This window comes from Natronospirillum sp., assembly GCF_022565775.1.
Lineage (GTDB): Bacteria > Pseudomonadota > Gammaproteobacteria > Pseudomonadales > Natronospirillaceae > Natronospirillum.
Window position 1 is genome coordinate 1 of sequence record NZ_JAIUMC010000080.1, and the last position, 14,911, is coordinate 14,911.

Here is a 14,911-nt window from a genome sequence, read left to right on the forward strand (position 1 = left end):
ACCACTTTACTGTGCCGGTAATAATTTGACCTGACATGTTTTCCTCTTCTCTTACAATGACCCCAGAATCGGGGTGTATAGCCGCTTGCTCTTGCAATACGACGATCTCACGTGAGCAGACACCAAACTGGTGACTGCCATCCAATGGACGCTATGTCCAAACTTTAAAGGTTGCTGATCTCTGGGGTTACGCGGGTGGCACTTACGTTTCGGGGGCTTGAACTCGAGGAGACTTGCCGCGGAGAAAATAATGTCACGGGCGACCCAGAAGGTCGTTTTTCCTGAAAAGATAAGAGCAGGATACCCTTTTTCAGGCGCATTGCCAGCCCCTGTTTGAAAATAAATTGCTATTTTCGATTGCGGGCCGTCCCTGGCCCGCCGCAGGTGGTTTGATCAGTGCCTCACGAGCACTTGGAGTCGCCACAGTTGAGGCAGGTGTGGCATCCATCCATCATCACCACTGCCTTGGTATTGCACTTGTTGCAGAGGGTGGCATCCGGTGGAAAGCTGCCGTTGTCATCGACGGGTGCCTGCTTTTTGCCATTCATCTTGTCGTATTCAGCCCGCTTTTCATTGATCAGTGCCAACTGATGTGGGCTCAGCCCTTCTTCCTGAATCAGGCCGATCATCTTCATGTGGCGTTCGATGGCATCACCGATCTCGGCCACCAGCGAGGGCATGAACTTGCCACCGGGTTTGAAGTAGCCGCCCTGAGGGTCGAAAACAGCCTTGAGCTCTTCCACCAGGAAGGTGACATCACCCCCTTTGCGGAAGACGGCCGACATCAGCCTGGTCAGTGCAACCACCCATTGAAAGTGATCCATGTTCTTCGAGTTGATGAACACCTCGAACGGCCAGCGCTGTTCATGTTCGGTGCCTTCATTGAGCACGATGTCATTGATGGTGACATAGAGCGCATGCTCGGACATGGGCGTCTTGATCTTGTAGGTGGAGCCCAGCAGGACTTCGGGTCTGTCCAGGGCTTCATGGATTTCCTGCAGCTTGGGCGCCGCCGCCAGAGCCTCGGCTTCCCTCTCTGCCGTGTTCTCTGCGTTGACCACCTCGTAGCCCACAATTTTTTTGTCGATCTTGTGTACTGTCATGATGATATTCCGTCAGAATTTTCCGTAGTAGCCTTCTTTGAGGGCGTCGAACAGGTTGGCTGCCGTGTGCTCCTCGCCGTCGTAGTCCACTTTTTCATTGCCCTTGGCCTCAATCTTGGTGCCGTCCTCGAGAACAAAGCGATAGGTGGTGTTTTCCAGATCCTTCTCCTTCACCAGCACGCCCTGGAAGGCCTCCGGATTGAAGCGGAAAGTCGTGCAGCCCTTCAGGCCCTTTTCATAGGCATACAGATAGATGTCCTTGAAGTCCTCATAGGCATAGTCGGTCGGGACATTGGCCGTTTTGGAGATGGACGAATCGATCCAGGTCTGTGCTGCCGCTTGAATATCCACATGCTGCTTCGGTGAAATATCGTCAGCGGTAATGAAATAGTCGGGCAGTTGCTTGTCCGGGTCTTCGGTATAGGGCATGGCCTCGGCGTTGATCAGCTGCCGATACGCCAGCAGCTCGAAAGAGAATACATCCACCTTTTCTTTCGACTTGCGCCGTTCACGAATCACATTGCGCGAGTAATGATGTGCAAAGCTGGGTTCGATGCCGTTGCTGGCATTGTTGGCCATGGACAGGGAAATGGTGCCAGTCGGCGCAATGGAGCTGTGGTGGGTGAAGCGGGCACCGGTCTTGGCCAGTTCATTGACCAGTTCCGGATCCACCTCGGCCAGCCGTTGCATGTAGCGGCTGTACTTGGCATGCAGTATCTTGCCGGGCAATTTGTCGCCTACCTGATACCCGTCTGCTTCCATTTCCGGGCGCATACGCAGCATTTCCGGCGTGATCTCGAATTCCTGCTCCAGCACGGGTGCGGCGCCCTTTTCCTTCGCCAGTTCCAAACCGGTATGCCAGCCTGCCAGCGCCATCTGCTTGGTCACTTCTTCGGTGAAGCTGACGGACTCGGCGTCCCCGTACTTCATGCCCAGCATGGTGATGGTGGAGCCGAGGCCGAGATAGCCCATGCCATGACGCCGCTTGGTGGTGATTTCACGACGCTGCTCTTCCAGCGGCAGGCCGTTGATTTCCACTACATTGTCCAGCATGCGCGTGAAGATGCTGACCACATCGCGGAATTTCTCCCAGTTGAAGCGGGCTTCCGATGTAAAGGGCTTTTCGATGAAACGGGTCAGGTTGACCGAGCCCAGCAGGCAGCTGCCGTAAGGCGGCAGAGGCTGTTCACCACAGGGGTTGGTGGCGCGGATTGTCTCGCAGAACCAGTTGTTGTTCATTTCATTGACCCGGTCAATGAGAATGAAACCCGGCTCGGCATAGTCATAGGTGGACGACATGATGGCGTTCCACAGATGACGCGCCTTGATGCTCTTGTAGATACGGAACGCGACCTGGTCTTCATCATTGGTGATGTAGGGGTCCTTCACGTGCCAGTCGCGCCAAACGACCTGGGCAGGGTCCTGCAGATTGATCTCGTCGCGCTCGGCCTCTTTATGTGACAGCGGGAAAGACAGGTCCCAGGTATCATCGGCAATGACGGCCTGCATGAATTCATCGGTGATCAGCAGCGACAGGTTGAACTGACGCAACCGGCCGTCTTCGCGCTTGGCGCGCACGAATTCCTGGACATCGGGGTGGCCGACATCGAAGGTGGCCATCTGGGCACCACGTCGGCCGCCGGCGGATGACACGGTGAAACACATGCGGTCATAGATGTCCATGAAAGACAGGGGACCGGAGGTATAGGCACCGGCACCGCTGACAAATGCATTGCGGGGACGCAGGGTAGAGAATTCATAGCCGATGCCGCACCCGGCTTTCAGGGTCAGGCCGGCTTCATGCACTTTCTGCAGAATGCCGTCCATCGAGTCGGTGACCGTGCCGGAGACTGTACAGTTGATAGTCGATGTGGCGGGCTTGTGTTCCAACGCGCCGGCATTGGACAGAATCCGGCCCGCCGGAATGGCGCCGTTTTCCAGCGCCCAGGTAAATTTCTGTTGCCACTCGGAGCGCTTGCTCTTGTTCTTTTCTACGGCGGCGATGGCTTCTGCGACGCGCACAAAGGTGCCATGCATACTGTCATCAACGGGGTTCCCCCGACCGTCCTTCAGTCGGTATTTCTTGTCCCAGATGTCCAGTGAAGCTTCCTGATAGTCGATACTGATGGTCTGATCGGCCGGGGTGGTTTGTGTCATGGTGGTTCCTGCCATACCAAGGGTGGTCGATTTGGGTGTCAGCGCCCCGACTGACGGGAGAAAAGGCCATCATGGCCCCTACGGCTGCCCGTTTCCATTGTCGAGCACAAACACTATCTGTTGTGGTCTGGTTGATTCTAAACCACTACCCCTTGTGTGTGGCAAGCATTTTTCATCTTCTTTTTTTGTTCCCTGATGTTGACATGGCGGTGAACCAGTCATGGTGCGGGTCAACGTTGCGCGAAGTCCTTCCCGGCAGTAGAGTGTGCCCATTCTGAATTGGGAAACTGTACCTCATGAATCCTTTGGTGGCTGGATTTTACCTGCTCTGGCTGGTTCTGACTCTGGCCTTTCTGGTCAACGACACTATGGGCCTGGTGACTGCGGAGCTGAACTGGGTTCTGCGCCCCTTGCCCCTGGTGTTGCTGGCCTGCTGGGTTTTCTTTCAGTGGCCGGCCGAGCAGAAACGGCGTCTCTCCTTGCCGGTGGGTGTGCTGATCTTCGCTGGGGCCGGTGTGGCCGCGCAGATGCCTGAGCATTTCACCCTGGCCATGATCTTGTCACTCTGCGGCTACCTGGCTTACCTGACGTGGGCCGCACAAACGGTGGCCATGGGCTATCTGCGCTGGCTGTTGATGATTCCCGTGGTACTGGGGGCGCTGCTCGCCGGTAACGGCCTCTGGACTGTCTCGACCATGATTCATGAAGCACTGGTGGTCTATATCACGGTGGTGACTCTGTTCGTAGCTGCTGTGCTGCTGTGCAGCCGGGTCCACTGGATTGCCATCCCCGGGGCAATCCTGCTGGCCTTGAGTGAGTGGCTGACCGGCTACAATGCCTTTATCGGCGGCGGGCCGAATGCCGGTGTCTATGCGCTACTCGCCTGGTACGGCGGTCACTTTCTGGTGCTGCATGCGCCACTCTGGTATCAGCCACCACTGACGACGCCGTTCGGCTATGCTCTGGACCATGAGGAGGAGGCGCCGGGCTGACCGGCGCGCTATTGCGCGAGCGCCTGGCGAAGCTTCTCGACGCGCTGCCGGTTTTTGCCGAAATCATTGCGCCCGATGCGCGAACTGCTGCGGACCTGAAGCTGACCCGGATTGTCTGCGTCCACCAGCAGTTCAAGGTCATCCCGGTAGCCCATCAGCGGCGTGGTAAATACCGCATGCAGATAACGTTCATCCTGTTTGACGATATGGTGCGGGCCGGCGTTCTTCAGCACGGAAGCCGCTTTGTCCAGTGACCCGTCTGCCTGCCCTGTTTCGAGTGGCGCTATGTAGCCGTATGAGTCAGTCGCTTCCTGACTGGATACGCAATTGGTGGTGCGCACGCAGCCCGTCAGCGCATACTGGTCGGTCAGGCCGCCTGCGGCAGAGCCGGACAAGGGGTTGACTACCAGACGCAGCAGCAACGTCACAACAAGAGCCAGAATCAGCAGGCCTATCAGCAGGTGGAACATGGTTTTTACTCCTTTACTAGTCATTGGTCAGGCAGGACTGCATCAGCCTTCCCGCTGCGCAAACCGGACATCCTCACCGAGCCAACTCCTGGCCAGAGCCCTGTCGTTGACCGTCAGGGCTGCTGTGGTGGCGGCCCCGACTTCTGCCGTGACCTCTGTTTCGCGCAGTTCGTCATAGCGAAAATAGTGCAGGCTGAAACGATCACCGGGCTGGAATTCCGCCACCTGGGTTTCGATGCGCCCCTGGCTGGTCTGAATGCCATTCACCGCGACGACCACATCCCCGGCCGACAGTCCGGCCTGCTGGGCAGCACTGTTCTGCAGCACGGCCCGCACCCGCGCACCGGCAGGATCGGCCTCGAAAACGGCGCCCAGATTGACCTGCTCCGGCTTCAGCAGCGCCCTTTTGCCGCCTGGCATGCCCAGAGAGAGGGGTGTGCCCCAGTCCAGCGTTACCCCAAAGCGGGCCAGGTAGTCCTGCAGCGGCAGATCATCGGTGCTATTCAGCCCTAGATGGAACAGGTCGCTCAGATCACAGTTGATATGTTGTTTGGCAAGTTCGGGCACGCCGTCTTCCGGCATGCCGTCCTGATGCCAGTTGGCCCAGGCAGCATGTACCAGATCATCCAGGCTTTGCTGTCCGCTGGTGCGTTCGCGAATGGCCAGATCCAGCAGTAGCGCAAACAGCTCCCCTTTGGCGTAATAGCTGACGATGGCGTTGGGAGCGTTTTCGTCCTGCAGATAGAACTTGGTCCAGGCATTGAAGCTGCTTTCGGTCAGTGTCTGCCTGAAACGCCCCTCGCCCCGGTATACCCGGGTGATCGTCTGGCCCAGCATTTCCAGATAGGCCTCGACAGTGCTGCAACCGGCGCGCAGCACGCCAAGATCGTCATAGTAGGAGGTAATGCCCTCGAACCACCAGAGCAGCTCGGTGTAGGCTTCCTGTTGCAACGGATAGGGATGGAACACGGCCGGCTTCAGGCGCTTCACGTTCCAGGTGTGGAAATACTCGTGCGAGCACAGCCCGAGATAATTGAGGTAGCCACTGGTAGGGGCGTCAAGGCCGGGGCGTGGCAGGTCGTCCCGCTTGGCCATCAGTGAGGTGGACGCCCGGTGCTCCAGTCCGCCATAGCCGTCACCGGTGGCCATGGTCATGAACAGATAGCGACGCATCGGGGCCGGCTCGCCCCAGAAACCGATGTGATGCTCGCAAATGGCCTGCAGATCGCGCTCCAGGCGTTCCATGTCGACCCGGTGGCGGCCACTGATCACGATATGGTGCGGCACCCCACAGGCCTTGAAGTAGCCAGGGGTAAATTCGGTCATTTCAACCGGGTGGTCGATCAACTCTTCATAATTGTCGGCCTTGTAGGGGCCGAAGCTCCAGGGTTCAGCCCCGGCGGTGGTCATCGCCGTGGCCACCCGCCAGTTGCCTTCGACCGGCGCCTCCGGTGGCAGGATATCGACCTCACAGGGATCGTCTTCGCGACCCGTGACGCACAGAAATACACTGCTGCCATTGAAATAGCCGTGCGTGCGGTCAAGATGCGCCGCGCGTACGGAGCGATCCCAGGCATAGACGTCGTAACTCAGCGTTACCTGCTGTGGCAGCGCGTCCGCCGCCAGAGCCCAGCTCTGTTTGTCGATCTGTCTTACCGCCAGGGTTTGACCGTGTTCGTCTTCAGCCTGCAGGCCGATGATGTGGCGGGAAAAATTGCGGATCATGTAGGAGCCCGGGATCCAGGCGGGCATCTGGAACCCCTGCTCCCGTTCCGGAGAGGTCAGTGTCAGTGTAACTCGAAACAGATGCGCCGCTGGGTTGGCGGGCCGGATTGAATAACGAATCATGACTTACCGTACAACTGCAAGGTGACTGGGGCAGGGCGAGACTGCGAAAGTGCCACGCCCTGACGATGGGGGTCTGAAAGTAAGCCAGCCCGGTGCTGACGTCAAATCAGCTGATGCTTGATCTTGTACTCCCGCAGCGCTTTGCGCGCCCGTTCCACCTCTGCGTACAGCCGGGTACGTTCTGTCCTGTCGCCCGCCCCGTTGGGGTGCTCTCTGACGAACTGACGCTTGCGCTCTTCTGCATCCGTAATGGCCTGCTCCAGTGTTTCCAGTTCTGTCTTTACATCCATCCTTAACACCTCTCAGTGACCCTGTCGTCATTTGTCCATGCCGCGAGGGCTGCCTGGATTCCATATTTCGTCTGATCAGCGACCAGCAAACAGGTCTGTTTATCTTGTACCTACTCCGTTATATGCGGTCTGACCCTGTTCGGATCAACCGCAGCCTTCATTTCTTGCCACAAGTGTAGTGCGATTGACACGGTCAGGCAGGGCATTTTCACTGAAATGACCATGTCATGAGGGGTACAGTGGTCGTCTTGTGCACAATGTGTTGATACAGGTCAGTTTCGATTACAAAATGTAACAATTATAACCACCTGATCTGGAAACAGGTTTTACCAAAGCGGCCCTCAAGGTACCGGAATTTTGGCAGGCAGGCTTCTCAAGCTGTCAGGCGACTCCTATAATGCGCGCCCCGTTCGAAACCGTCATAGGCAGTGCAGGAGTCATTATGAGCGAAGCCGTCAGCCGCGCATCCATCCCCATGCAGGACCAGGGACATCTCTGTCTGGCCTCCAGCATGATTCTGAATGAGCGCCCGCTGCCGATCCGGTTTTTCTACAAGGAATCTCCCGATCATCGCAATGATACCGGCTTTCGCTTCTATTCCGGACTGGAATCAGATGAGTTCCTGCAACAGGAGGGCAGCGCACTGGTAGCACCACTGGACTGCATGATGCGTATGGACCCCAGTATTGGTGAGTTGATCGAGAAGTCGGAAGTCGGCAGTGTCTGGGAGCGCTTGCCCGGGCGCAATGACTGGGTTCCGGTAACGGACTATCACATTCCCGACTGACTTCGAACACAGAAAGCCAACCAACTGGCCACACAGGACTCAAGTATGTTCACCGGTATTGTGCAGGGCAAGGCAGTCATCGAAAGCGTGCAGTCAGACCAGGACCTGGCCCGACTGGCGGTGCGTTTTCCTGCCGGCAAGATTGAAGATGTGCGCACGGGCGCTTCGGTAGCGCTTGATGGCGCCTGCCTCACCGTGACCGGTGTACAGGAAAACCTGGCCTTTTTCGATGTGATGAAAGTGACCCTGGATATCACCACGCTGGGGCAGCGTCGGGACGGCGATCAGGTCAACTTCGAACGGGCCATGAAGGCCTCGGACGAAGTGGGAGGGCATCTGTTGTCGGGGCATGTCGCAGCCATGGGCGAAATCACCGAGATACAGACGCTGGGCCATGGTCGCCTGCTGCGCATCTCGGCGCCGGCGGAAGTGCAACCGTATGTATTTGCCAAAGGCTATATCGGTGTGGACGGCGCGTCACTGACGATTGTGGACGTGACCGAAGACGGGTTCACGATCAGTCTGATACCGGAAACACTGGCTCTGACCACACTGGGTGAGGCCACTGAAGGTCGCCCGGTCAATATCGAGATCGACAGCCAGACCCGAGCGGTGGTGGATACGGTGGAAAGAGTACTGGCCCAGCGGACTGCTTAGAGGGCAGCCACGCTTACTGCGTATAACGGTCCAGTTCGTCCATGGCATCATCACGCCGATCGAGCATGTCCTGATCCGGCTTGCGTTCTTCCGGTGTACTGGTGCAGGCAGCCAGGAACGCGGCCAGCAGCAACAGGGTGACGGTAGTTTTCAGCTTGTTCAAGATCATGCTCGACTCTCCTCTGCAGGACTTACAGGCGCACGACCGAGTTGTCCACACCCAGCTCAGGAACCGGCTGATAGTCATCGGCCGCCCAGTCATTCTCCCATGAACCATCGTTGCGCCGATACCGGAAAGCGAAGGACTGACCGGCCGGTAGATCAAGCTCGGCCTTGAAGGTACCATTACGCAGACGACGCATGGGCTGCGCCTCAGCGTCCCAAGCGTTGAAATCACCGACGAGGTAGACTTCGCTGGCATCGCCCGCAGCCTCGGACGGCAATTCGAAGGTGCACTTGCAGACGGGTTTGGATTTGAGATAGCGTTTCTTAATGCTCATCGGAATGTCCTCTTTTCAAGAGCGGCTCCAGTATATCCGGAACGACGACGAATACTGCAGCGGGTGGGTGGTTTTACCCTTTCATGACAGGCCTGCTCAGGGTTGCCTGCCAACAGCGCCCAGACCTGACATAATGGACTTATACAAGGGCCATGCCAGATCTCGAGGCCAGCCCGTTCAAAGACCACGCCAGACAGGAATTGCCCGTCAACATGACTCAGTCCATGATCCCGCCCATGCCCATTTGGCTGCTGGTAATGCTGGCCCTGGCGGCAGGGCTGCTGCTCGCGGTGGGCAGCCTCGGTTACAGCCCCGAGGGCCGGATCAACGTGTTTCACATCTGGTTGCTGTGGGCCGGGTTGCCCCTGTTCGGTGCGCTGGTATCCCTGCTCTGGTCATTACAGAGCACCGGGCGCCCCTGGCTGTTTCGCCTGGCCGGGCGCGAGTTTTCCTGGTTTCCCGAGCCTCGGGCGCGCTGGCAGATGCTGCTGTTGCTGCAACAACTTTGGTGTCTGGTGGCGGTGGGCATGCTACTGGGCTTCGGTTTCATGTTGCTGTTTACCGATCTGGCATTCGGCTGGAGCTCAACGGTGCTCACCGGCGAGCAGTCCATGGTCGGGCTGGCGCAGGCCATCAGCCTGCCTTGGCAATGGCTTTGGTCGGCAGCGGCCCCCGATGCGGATCTGATCGACGCCACCCGGTTTCAGCGCATTGCACCGGAGCAGGGAACCACCGAGCGCGCCGGTGACTGGTGGCCTTTCCTGCTGGCCTCTCTGCTGTTTTACAACCTGCTGCCGCGCCTTGGTCTGGCCGGGCTGGCCTCCTGGCAGTTGCACCGCCTGAATCGTGCCGGCATGGTGATCCGGGGCAGCAGCGACGATTCGGGGGACACCCTGCCGGACAGCGGCCTGGTCACAGCGCCACTGGGCCGTTGGACTACAGACAAAGTGCTGCAAATCAACTGGGAGCAGGCCCAGTCCGGGGCGGCCTGTACGCTGGGCGACAAGGATTGGGCCGCTGATCTGGAACGTCTGAATCAGGTGCTGGCTGAAGGGAATCGTCGCCTGCTCTGGCAGGTGGCGGTGCAGCGCTCTCCGGTAGCGGAGTTGAGTGACCTGGTGGCGCATGCGCAGTCACGCGGCGTCACCGAGCAGGGGCTGTATGCGGTACCCTCCGGTGACACCGTAGCAGAGCGCCATCTGGTCAGTTGGCAGGCGTTTGCCCGCCGGCACGGCCTGGTCTGGGTGGTCGACGACAATGAGCCTGATGGACAGGAGCCTGGTTTGTGAACATTCGGCGTGCACCTCACCTGTGTGTGGTTGGCCACCCCAACAAAGGCAAGTCGTCCATTGTCTCGACGCTGGCAGAGAATGACAGTGTCCGGGTCGGCGCCGAGTCGGGCACGACGCGGCATGCCGATACCTTCGAGTTCATCATGGATGGGCAGGTCATGCTGTCGCTGACCGATACCCCGGGGTTCCAGCGCGCCCGCCAGGCGCTGGCCTGGCTGCAGGCAGAATCGGTGGCTCCGGCGCAAAGGCCGGAGCGGGTCAGGGCGTTTCTGGCCGAGCCGGAGCACCAGCAGCGTTTTCCGGACGAATGTGAATTGCTGCGCCCCGTCATGGCAGGCGCCGGCATCCTGTATGTTGTGGATGCGGCACAGCCGGTGACCGCAGCGGATGAAGCGGAGATGGAGATTCTGCGCTGGACCGGACAGCCGCGAATGGCGGTGATCAACCCGATGCAGCCCCTGGCGGGAGAACTGACGGACAATACATGGGCGCGCACTCTGAACCAGTATTTTCAGTGGGTGAGAGAGTTCAACCCGCTGGCGGCCACTCTGCCGGCTCGGCAGTCACTGCTGCGGGCACTGGGCGAGCTGACCGCCGAATGGCAGCAGCCCATCGCGCGCCTTTGCGCGGAGCTGGCCCGCCGCGATCAGGACAGATTGGGTGAAGCCAGTCGCGCGCTGGCGCAATACTGGTGTGAACAGATGGCCTGTCATATCAGATTGAAGGCGGCCGGTGCAACGCAGCCCGAGCAAGCCAGAGAACAACTGATGGCGCAACTGGTCGCCAGAGAACAGGCTTTTTTCCGCCAGTTGGCGTCAGGCTGGGGGCACCATCAGGCGCGGCTGGAACAGGTGGTTGACTGGGATCTGGGGCCGGACAGTCTGATGCATTCGGAGACCTGGACGCTCTGGGGGCTGAAACAGCGAGACCTGCTGCTGGTGTCCGGGGGCGCCGGGGCAGCAGGGGGGCTGGCTGTAGATGCCGGCCTGGGCGGCAGTTCGCTGATGCTGGGGGCACTCTCGGGTGGTTTGATTGGCTCCGCCAGTGGCTGGTGGGCCGGTCGACAGTTGTCCGGCAATGAAGGCGGGAGTGCTTCCGGAAAACAGTCCTGGCTGCGTCGTCTGCCCATGGTCCGTGAGCAGCAGATCATGGGGCCGGTGCGTCACCCCAACTTCCCGCTGGTCGTCATGGCCCGGGCACTGACCCTGACTCGGCAGCTCTGGCTGCGCCCGCATGCACAGCGTGATGCACTGGCGCTGCGCACCACGGCCGCCGACTGGCCACGCGACGAGCAGGCGCGACTGCTGCAGTGGGCGAGAGCCATTCAGCGACCATTGATGGGCCGGCTGGCCATGCCCGGCAAGTCCTGGTCCGCCAGTGCACAGGGAAGGCTGATGAAATGGATCAGCAAAACGCTGACCGAACATCTGGATCAGGCACTACACTCTCAGGAGCAGTCTGTGTGGAGGCGTCATGACTAGTGCAATCGTCTGGCTGGCATTGGCAGTGGCGCTGCTTCTGGTGCTGTGCTGGAAAGTAAAGCTGCATCGCTGGCGACGGCCCAGGTTGCGCACCCCTGATCTGCCCGCCGAACTGCCCGATTACTGGCATGCCGATGACCCGCGGAAACTGGCGGCAGCTCTGGTGCAGCGCGAACGGACGGAGCCTCGAATCATTCCCGGCGCGGAGGCCATCATCCGGTTTCATGAGCCGAAACACCCGGCCCGCACTCGGGTCTGCTATCTGTACCTGCACGGGCTGTCGGCCTGTCGGCAGGAAACGGCGCCTGTTACCGAGACTCTGGCGCAGCGCGATGAAGCCAATGCGGTGTATGCCCGCATCGCCGGCCACGGCATGGGCGATCAGGCGATGAGTGAGGTGGATGGCGCCGCCTGGCTCGAGTCGGTCTGGGAGTTCTGGCTGATGGCCCGCGCCCTGGGCGATCAGGTGGTCGTCGTGGCGACGTCCACCGGTGCAGCTTCGGCGGTCTGGCTGCTGCAGCAGCCCGGCGTAAGTGAAAAGGTGCGGGCGCTGCTGTGTATGGCACCCAACTTCAAGGTGCGCAACCCACTGGCATTCCTGTTGACCTGGCCCGGAGCAGACTACTGGTTGCCGCAGGTGGTGAGCCCGGAAAAACGCTGGCACAGTCTGGACCCCAGACAGCAGAAGTACTGGTCGACCAATTACGGCAACCGGGCCCTGATTCAGATGGAGCTGCTGCTGGAACAGGTACAGCATGCTCCGGTTGAAACGTTCAATGTACCCCTGATGATTCAGTGCAGTCCTGAAGACCCGGTCGTGGATGCCCAGTTTGCCCGTGACCTGTTTGATCGATGGGGTGGCGAGCCCAAGCTGTTCCGCTGGTTTACCGTGGCCCAAGGGGAGTCCCCGCATGTCTTTGTCGGTGATATCATGGCGCCGCAAAACAACTCGGATGTCATTCAGTCATTCCGGGATTTTCTGACCCGACTGCCCGCCGCCAAGGCCGAGCAGGCTCGCGCCTCTGTGGAGGCGGACTTAGAGACAGGCGCCGCCAGGGCGCAGGAGTAGTTACACCATGCAACGTCCCGAACTGCTGTCACCGGCCGGCACATTGCGCAACATGCGCTATGCCTTTGCCTATGGGGCGGATGCCGTCTATGCCGGACAGCCGCGTTACAGCCTGCGCGTGCGCGAGAATGACTTCACGCTGCAGAACCTGGAAATAGGAATTCGGGAGGCCCACGAGCAAGGCAAGCAGTTCTATCTGGCGAGCAACATCGCGCCCCACAATGCCAAGATCAAGACCTATCTGAAGGACATGGCGCCGGTGATTGATCTGCAGCCGGATGCGCTGATCATGTCGGACCCCGGGCTGATCATGCTGGTGCGTGAAGCCTGGCCGGACATGCCGATACATCTCTCCGTGCAGGCCAATGCCGTCAACTGGGCGACAGTGAAGTTCTGGCATCGTCAGGGTGTGGAGCGGGTGATTCTGTCGCGGGAACTGTCGCTCGATGAAGTCGAGGACATTCGCCACCATGTGCCGGAGATGGAGCTTGAAGTCTTTGTGCACGGGGCGCTGTGCATTGCCTATTCCGGCCGCTGCCTGCTGTCCGGCTATCTCAACCGGCGCGACCCCAATCAGGGCACCTGCACCAATGCCTGCCGCTGGGAATACAAGACCCATGAAGGCAAGACGGACATCACCGGCGACATCATCCCGAAGGATCCGGCAGTGTGGACCCCGCAACAGGACCGTATTGCCTCCGACAGTCAGCCGCAGGCACCGGTGCTGGGCGAAGGCGCGCCGGTCGACGGCGTCTGGCTGCTGGAAGACCCCAGGCATCCGGGGGAGCAGATGCCTGCCTGGGAAGATGAGCACGGCACCTACATCATGAATTCCAAGGACCTGCGGGCCGTGCAGCACATCGAGCGGCTGACGCGCATCGGTGTGCACTCGCTGAAGATAGAAGGGCGCACCAAGTCGCATTATTACACCGCCCGCACGGCACAGACCTACCGACAGGCCATTACCGATGCGGTCGAGGGCAGGCCCTTCAATCCGGATCTGCTGTATCAACTCGACGGGCTCGCCAACCGGGGCTATACGGAAGGGTTTTATCGGCGCCACACGCATGACAGCTATCAGAACTACACGCAGGGCCGATCCGTGTCGACCCGTCAGCAGTTCGTGGCGGAGGCCGAAGGCCTGGACGGTGAACGCCTGCTGCTACGGGCGAAGAACAAGTTCGGCCAGGGGGATTGGGTCGAGCTGATGACGCCCGAGGGCAATCAGCGCTTTCAGGTGGAGGATGTACGGCTGCAGAAAAATGGGCGCCAGATCGACGAGGTGCCCGGGTCGGACTATCGGGTATCACTGGCCGTGCCGGCCGAACTCCCGGCCAGTGCCGGGGCGTTCGGCCTGCTGATGCGCGACCTGTAGGCCAGCGGGCTTGCCCGCGCTTGGTAACCCGAGGCACCAGGTTTGAATGACGCCTCATTTGTAGGCCAGCGGGCTTGCCCGCGCTTGGTAACCCGAGGCACCAGGTTTCAATGATGCCTTATTTGTAGGCCAGCGGGCTTGCCCGCGCTTGGTAACCCGAGGCACCAGGTTTCAATGGCGGCTCATTTGTAGGCCAGCGGGCTTGCCCGCGCTCGGTAACCCGAGGCACCAGGTTTCAATGACGCCTCATTTGTAGGCCAGCGGGCTTGCCCGCGCTATTTGAACCAGGGCGACCTACGACAGAATGCCCTGCTGCAACAGCGCTTCCAGCACATCGGCTGCCGTGTCGGCCTCCAGCGTCACGCCAAAACCGAGATCACCATCCGGCTTGCCGCTGACCAAGGCAAGCAGACCTGCTGCCTCGATATAGGGCGCCACGCTGCGGGCATCTGCGGCGCTGACGGTGACACTCAGGTGCCCGGAATCAAACAGCAGGCGCTCCACGGCGGCGGCCAGATCCCCGTTGCGGTCGCTGGCCAGCACCACGGTGGCAGGCTGCTGCCCGAAGCGGCGCTGGCGCTCTTCATCGCTGATCGGCTTCAGTTCACTGCTGCCTTCCACCGTGCGCTCGATCATGCCCGCACCGACCGTCACGTTGGTCAGACGATCAATCACGATGAAGGAGCCGGTCCAGCGATTCTGCTTGTAGCTGTCGAATACCACTTCGCGGTTCAGCGTGATTTCACAGTGGCCGATTTCATTCAGGTTCAGCTTGTCTCCCGGCTGATCGGCCAGCGTATTGACATCAATCCGGTTGAACAGATGGCTGACCACACCGGCACTGGTGCTGACGCCCACCTTGAAGTCATATTGCTTGCCCGGTGTCATCA

General features: G+C 59.8%; 14 protein-coding genes and 1 pseudogene. 7 read left to right on the forward strand and 8 right to left on the reverse strand.

Annotated features, from left to right (window positions below):
• Positions 1-401 precede the first annotated feature (401 nt).
• Together LAT62_RS12835 and LAT62_RS12840 are read right to left on the reverse strand one after the other, a co-directional pair.
• The gene (locus tag LAT62_RS12835) at positions 402-1,103 is read right to left on the reverse strand and encodes an NrdJb (RefSeq protein WP_293384513.1); all 702 of its coding nucleotides are present in this window, start codon (positions 1,101-1,103) and stop codon (positions 402-404) included.
• Positions 1,104-1,115: 12 nt separating this feature from the next.
• The gene (locus LAT62_RS12840; RefSeq protein WP_293384516.1) at positions 1,116-3,260 is read right to left on the reverse strand and encodes an adenosylcobalamin-dependent ribonucleoside-diphosphate reductase; all 2,145 of its coding nucleotides are present in this window, start codon (positions 3,258-3,260) and stop codon (positions 1,116-1,118) included.
• Between the two features lie 296 nt (positions 3,261-3,556).
• Between LAT62_RS12840 and LAT62_RS12845 the strand changes: the two genes are divergently transcribed.
• On the forward strand, positions 3,557-4,252 hold the full coding sequence (locus LAT62_RS12845; protein WP_293384519.1) for a lysoplasmalogenase family protein: 696 nt from the start codon (positions 3,557-3,559) through the stop codon (positions 4,250-4,252).
• Positions 4,253-4,260: 8 nt separating this feature from the next.
• Here the strand turns inward: LAT62_RS12845 and LAT62_RS12850 are convergent, their stop codons facing one another.
• The 3 genes from LAT62_RS12850 to LAT62_RS12860 form a co-directional block, all read right to left on the reverse strand.
• Positions 4,261-4,722 carry a DUF1499 domain-containing protein gene (locus LAT62_RS12850; protein WP_293384523.1) on the reverse strand — a complete coding sequence of 154 codons (462 nt, stop codon included), beginning with the start codon at positions 4,720-4,722 and terminating at the stop codon, positions 4,261-4,263.
• A gap of 42 nt (positions 4,723-4,764) precedes the next feature.
• On the reverse strand, positions 4,765-6,570 hold the full coding sequence (locus tag LAT62_RS12855) for a M61 family metallopeptidase (protein ID WP_293384526.1): 1,806 nt from the start codon (positions 6,568-6,570) through the stop codon (positions 4,765-4,767).
• A gap of 101 nt (positions 6,571-6,671) precedes the next feature.
• A complete protein-coding gene (locus LAT62_RS12860) occupies positions 6,672-6,860 on the reverse strand; it encodes a hypothetical protein (protein WP_293384529.1) in 189 nt (62 codons plus the stop codon).
• A 442-nt stretch (positions 6,861-7,302) separates the two neighbouring features.
• On the opposite strand from LAT62_RS12860, the gene LAT62_RS12865 reads away from it, so the two are divergent.
• Positions 7,303-7,647, forward strand: a complete 345-nt coding sequence (locus LAT62_RS12865) for a DUF2185 domain-containing protein (RefSeq protein WP_293384532.1) — start codon at positions 7,303-7,305, stop codon at positions 7,645-7,647.
• Between the two features lie 45 nt (positions 7,648-7,692).
• Entirely contained in the window at positions 7,693-8,304 is a 612-nt protein-coding gene (locus LAT62_RS12870; RefSeq protein WP_293384535.1) for a riboflavin synthase subunit alpha, read from the forward strand.
• A gap of 13 nt (positions 8,305-8,317) precedes the next feature.
• Here LAT62_RS12870 and LAT62_RS12875 read toward each other — a convergent pair whose 3' ends face one another.
• Together LAT62_RS12875 and LAT62_RS12880 are read right to left on the reverse strand one after the other, a co-directional pair.
• Positions 8,318-8,473, reverse strand: a complete 156-nt coding sequence (locus tag LAT62_RS12875) for a hypothetical protein (RefSeq protein WP_293384538.1) — start codon at positions 8,471-8,473, stop codon at positions 8,318-8,320.
• A gap of 22 nt (positions 8,474-8,495) precedes the next feature.
• Entirely contained in the window at positions 8,496-8,804 is a 309-nt protein-coding gene (locus tag LAT62_RS12880; protein WP_293384541.1) for an isoamylase early set domain-containing protein, read from the reverse strand.
• Between the two features lie 212 nt (positions 8,805-9,016).
• On the opposite strand from LAT62_RS12880, the gene LAT62_RS12885 reads away from it, so the two are divergent.
• Genes LAT62_RS12885 through yegQ form a run of 4 tightly spaced genes read left to right on the forward strand, consistent with a single transcriptional unit; the run spans position 9,017 to position 14,021 of the window.
• Positions 9,017-10,093: a DUF2868 domain-containing protein gene (locus LAT62_RS12885; RefSeq protein WP_293384544.1), complete on the forward strand. Its 1,077-nt coding sequence runs from the start codon at positions 9,017-9,019 to the stop codon at positions 10,091-10,093.
• Positions 10,090-11,577, forward strand: a complete 1,488-nt coding sequence (locus tag LAT62_RS12890; RefSeq protein ID WP_293384547.1) for a DUF3482 domain-containing protein — start codon at positions 10,090-10,092, stop codon at positions 11,575-11,577. The genes LAT62_RS12885 and LAT62_RS12890 overlap by 4 nt, the downstream gene beginning before the upstream one ends.
• Positions 11,570-12,646 (forward strand): alpha/beta hydrolase, encoded by a 1,077-nt coding sequence (locus LAT62_RS12895; RefSeq protein ID WP_293384550.1) that lies wholly within the window; start codon positions 11,570-11,572, stop codon positions 12,644-12,646. The genes LAT62_RS12890 and LAT62_RS12895 overlap by 8 nt, the downstream gene beginning before the upstream one ends.
• 7 nt (positions 12,647-12,653) lie before the next feature.
• Complete coding sequence (gene yegQ, locus LAT62_RS12900) at positions 12,654-14,021, forward strand: tRNA 5-hydroxyuridine modification protein YegQ (protein ID WP_293384553.1); 1,368 nt, start codon at positions 12,654-12,656, stop codon at positions 14,019-14,021.
• A gap of 294 nt (positions 14,022-14,315) precedes the next feature.
• Here yegQ and LAT62_RS12905 read toward each other — a convergent pair.
• Positions 14,316-14,911: pseudogene (locus LAT62_RS12905) on the reverse strand (sulfate adenylyltransferase subunit CysN); the annotation flags it as partial.

Coding starts and splice junctions, on each gene's coding strand:
- LAT62_RS12870 (WP_293384535.1), top strand. CDS start 7,693: ATGTTCACCGGTATTGTGCAGGGCAAGGCAGTCATCGAAAGCGTGCAG.
- LAT62_RS12860 (WP_293384529.1), bottom strand. CDS start 6,860: ATGGATGTAAAGACAGAACTGGAAACACTGGAGCAGGCCATTACGGAT.
- LAT62_RS12875 (WP_293384538.1), bottom strand. CDS start 8,473: ATGATCTTGAACAAGCTGAAAACTACCGTCACCCTGTTGCTGCTGGCC.
- LAT62_RS12855 (WP_293384526.1), bottom strand. CDS start 6,570: ATGATTCGTTATTCAATCCGGCCCGCCAACCCAGCGGCGCATCTGTTT.
- LAT62_RS12895 (WP_293384550.1), top strand. CDS start 11,570: ATGACTAGTGCAATCGTCTGGCTGGCATTGGCAGTGGCGCTGCTTCTG.
- LAT62_RS12880 (WP_293384541.1), bottom strand. CDS start 8,804: ATGAGCATTAAGAAACGCTATCTCAAATCCAAACCCGTCTGCAAGTGC.
- yegQ (WP_293384553.1), top strand. CDS start 12,654: ATGCAACGTCCCGAACTGCTGTCACCGGCCGGCACATTGCGCAACATG.
- LAT62_RS12865 (WP_293384532.1), top strand. CDS start 7,303: ATGAGCGAAGCCGTCAGCCGCGCATCCATCCCCATGCAGGACCAGGGA.
- LAT62_RS12850 (WP_293384523.1), bottom strand. CDS start 4,722: ATGTTCCACCTGCTGATAGGCCTGCTGATTCTGGCTCTTGTTGTGACG.
- LAT62_RS12835 (WP_293384513.1), bottom strand. CDS start 1,103: ATGACAGTACACAAGATCGACAAAAAAATTGTGGGCTACGAGGTGGTC.
- LAT62_RS12845 (WP_293384519.1), top strand. CDS start 3,557: ATGAATCCTTTGGTGGCTGGATTTTACCTGCTCTGGCTGGTTCTGACT.
- LAT62_RS12840 (WP_293384516.1), bottom strand. CDS start 3,260: ATGACACAAACCACCCCGGCCGATCAGACCATCAGTATCGACTATCAG.
- LAT62_RS12885 (WP_293384544.1), top strand. CDS start 9,017: ATGACTCAGTCCATGATCCCGCCCATGCCCATTTGGCTGCTGGTAATG.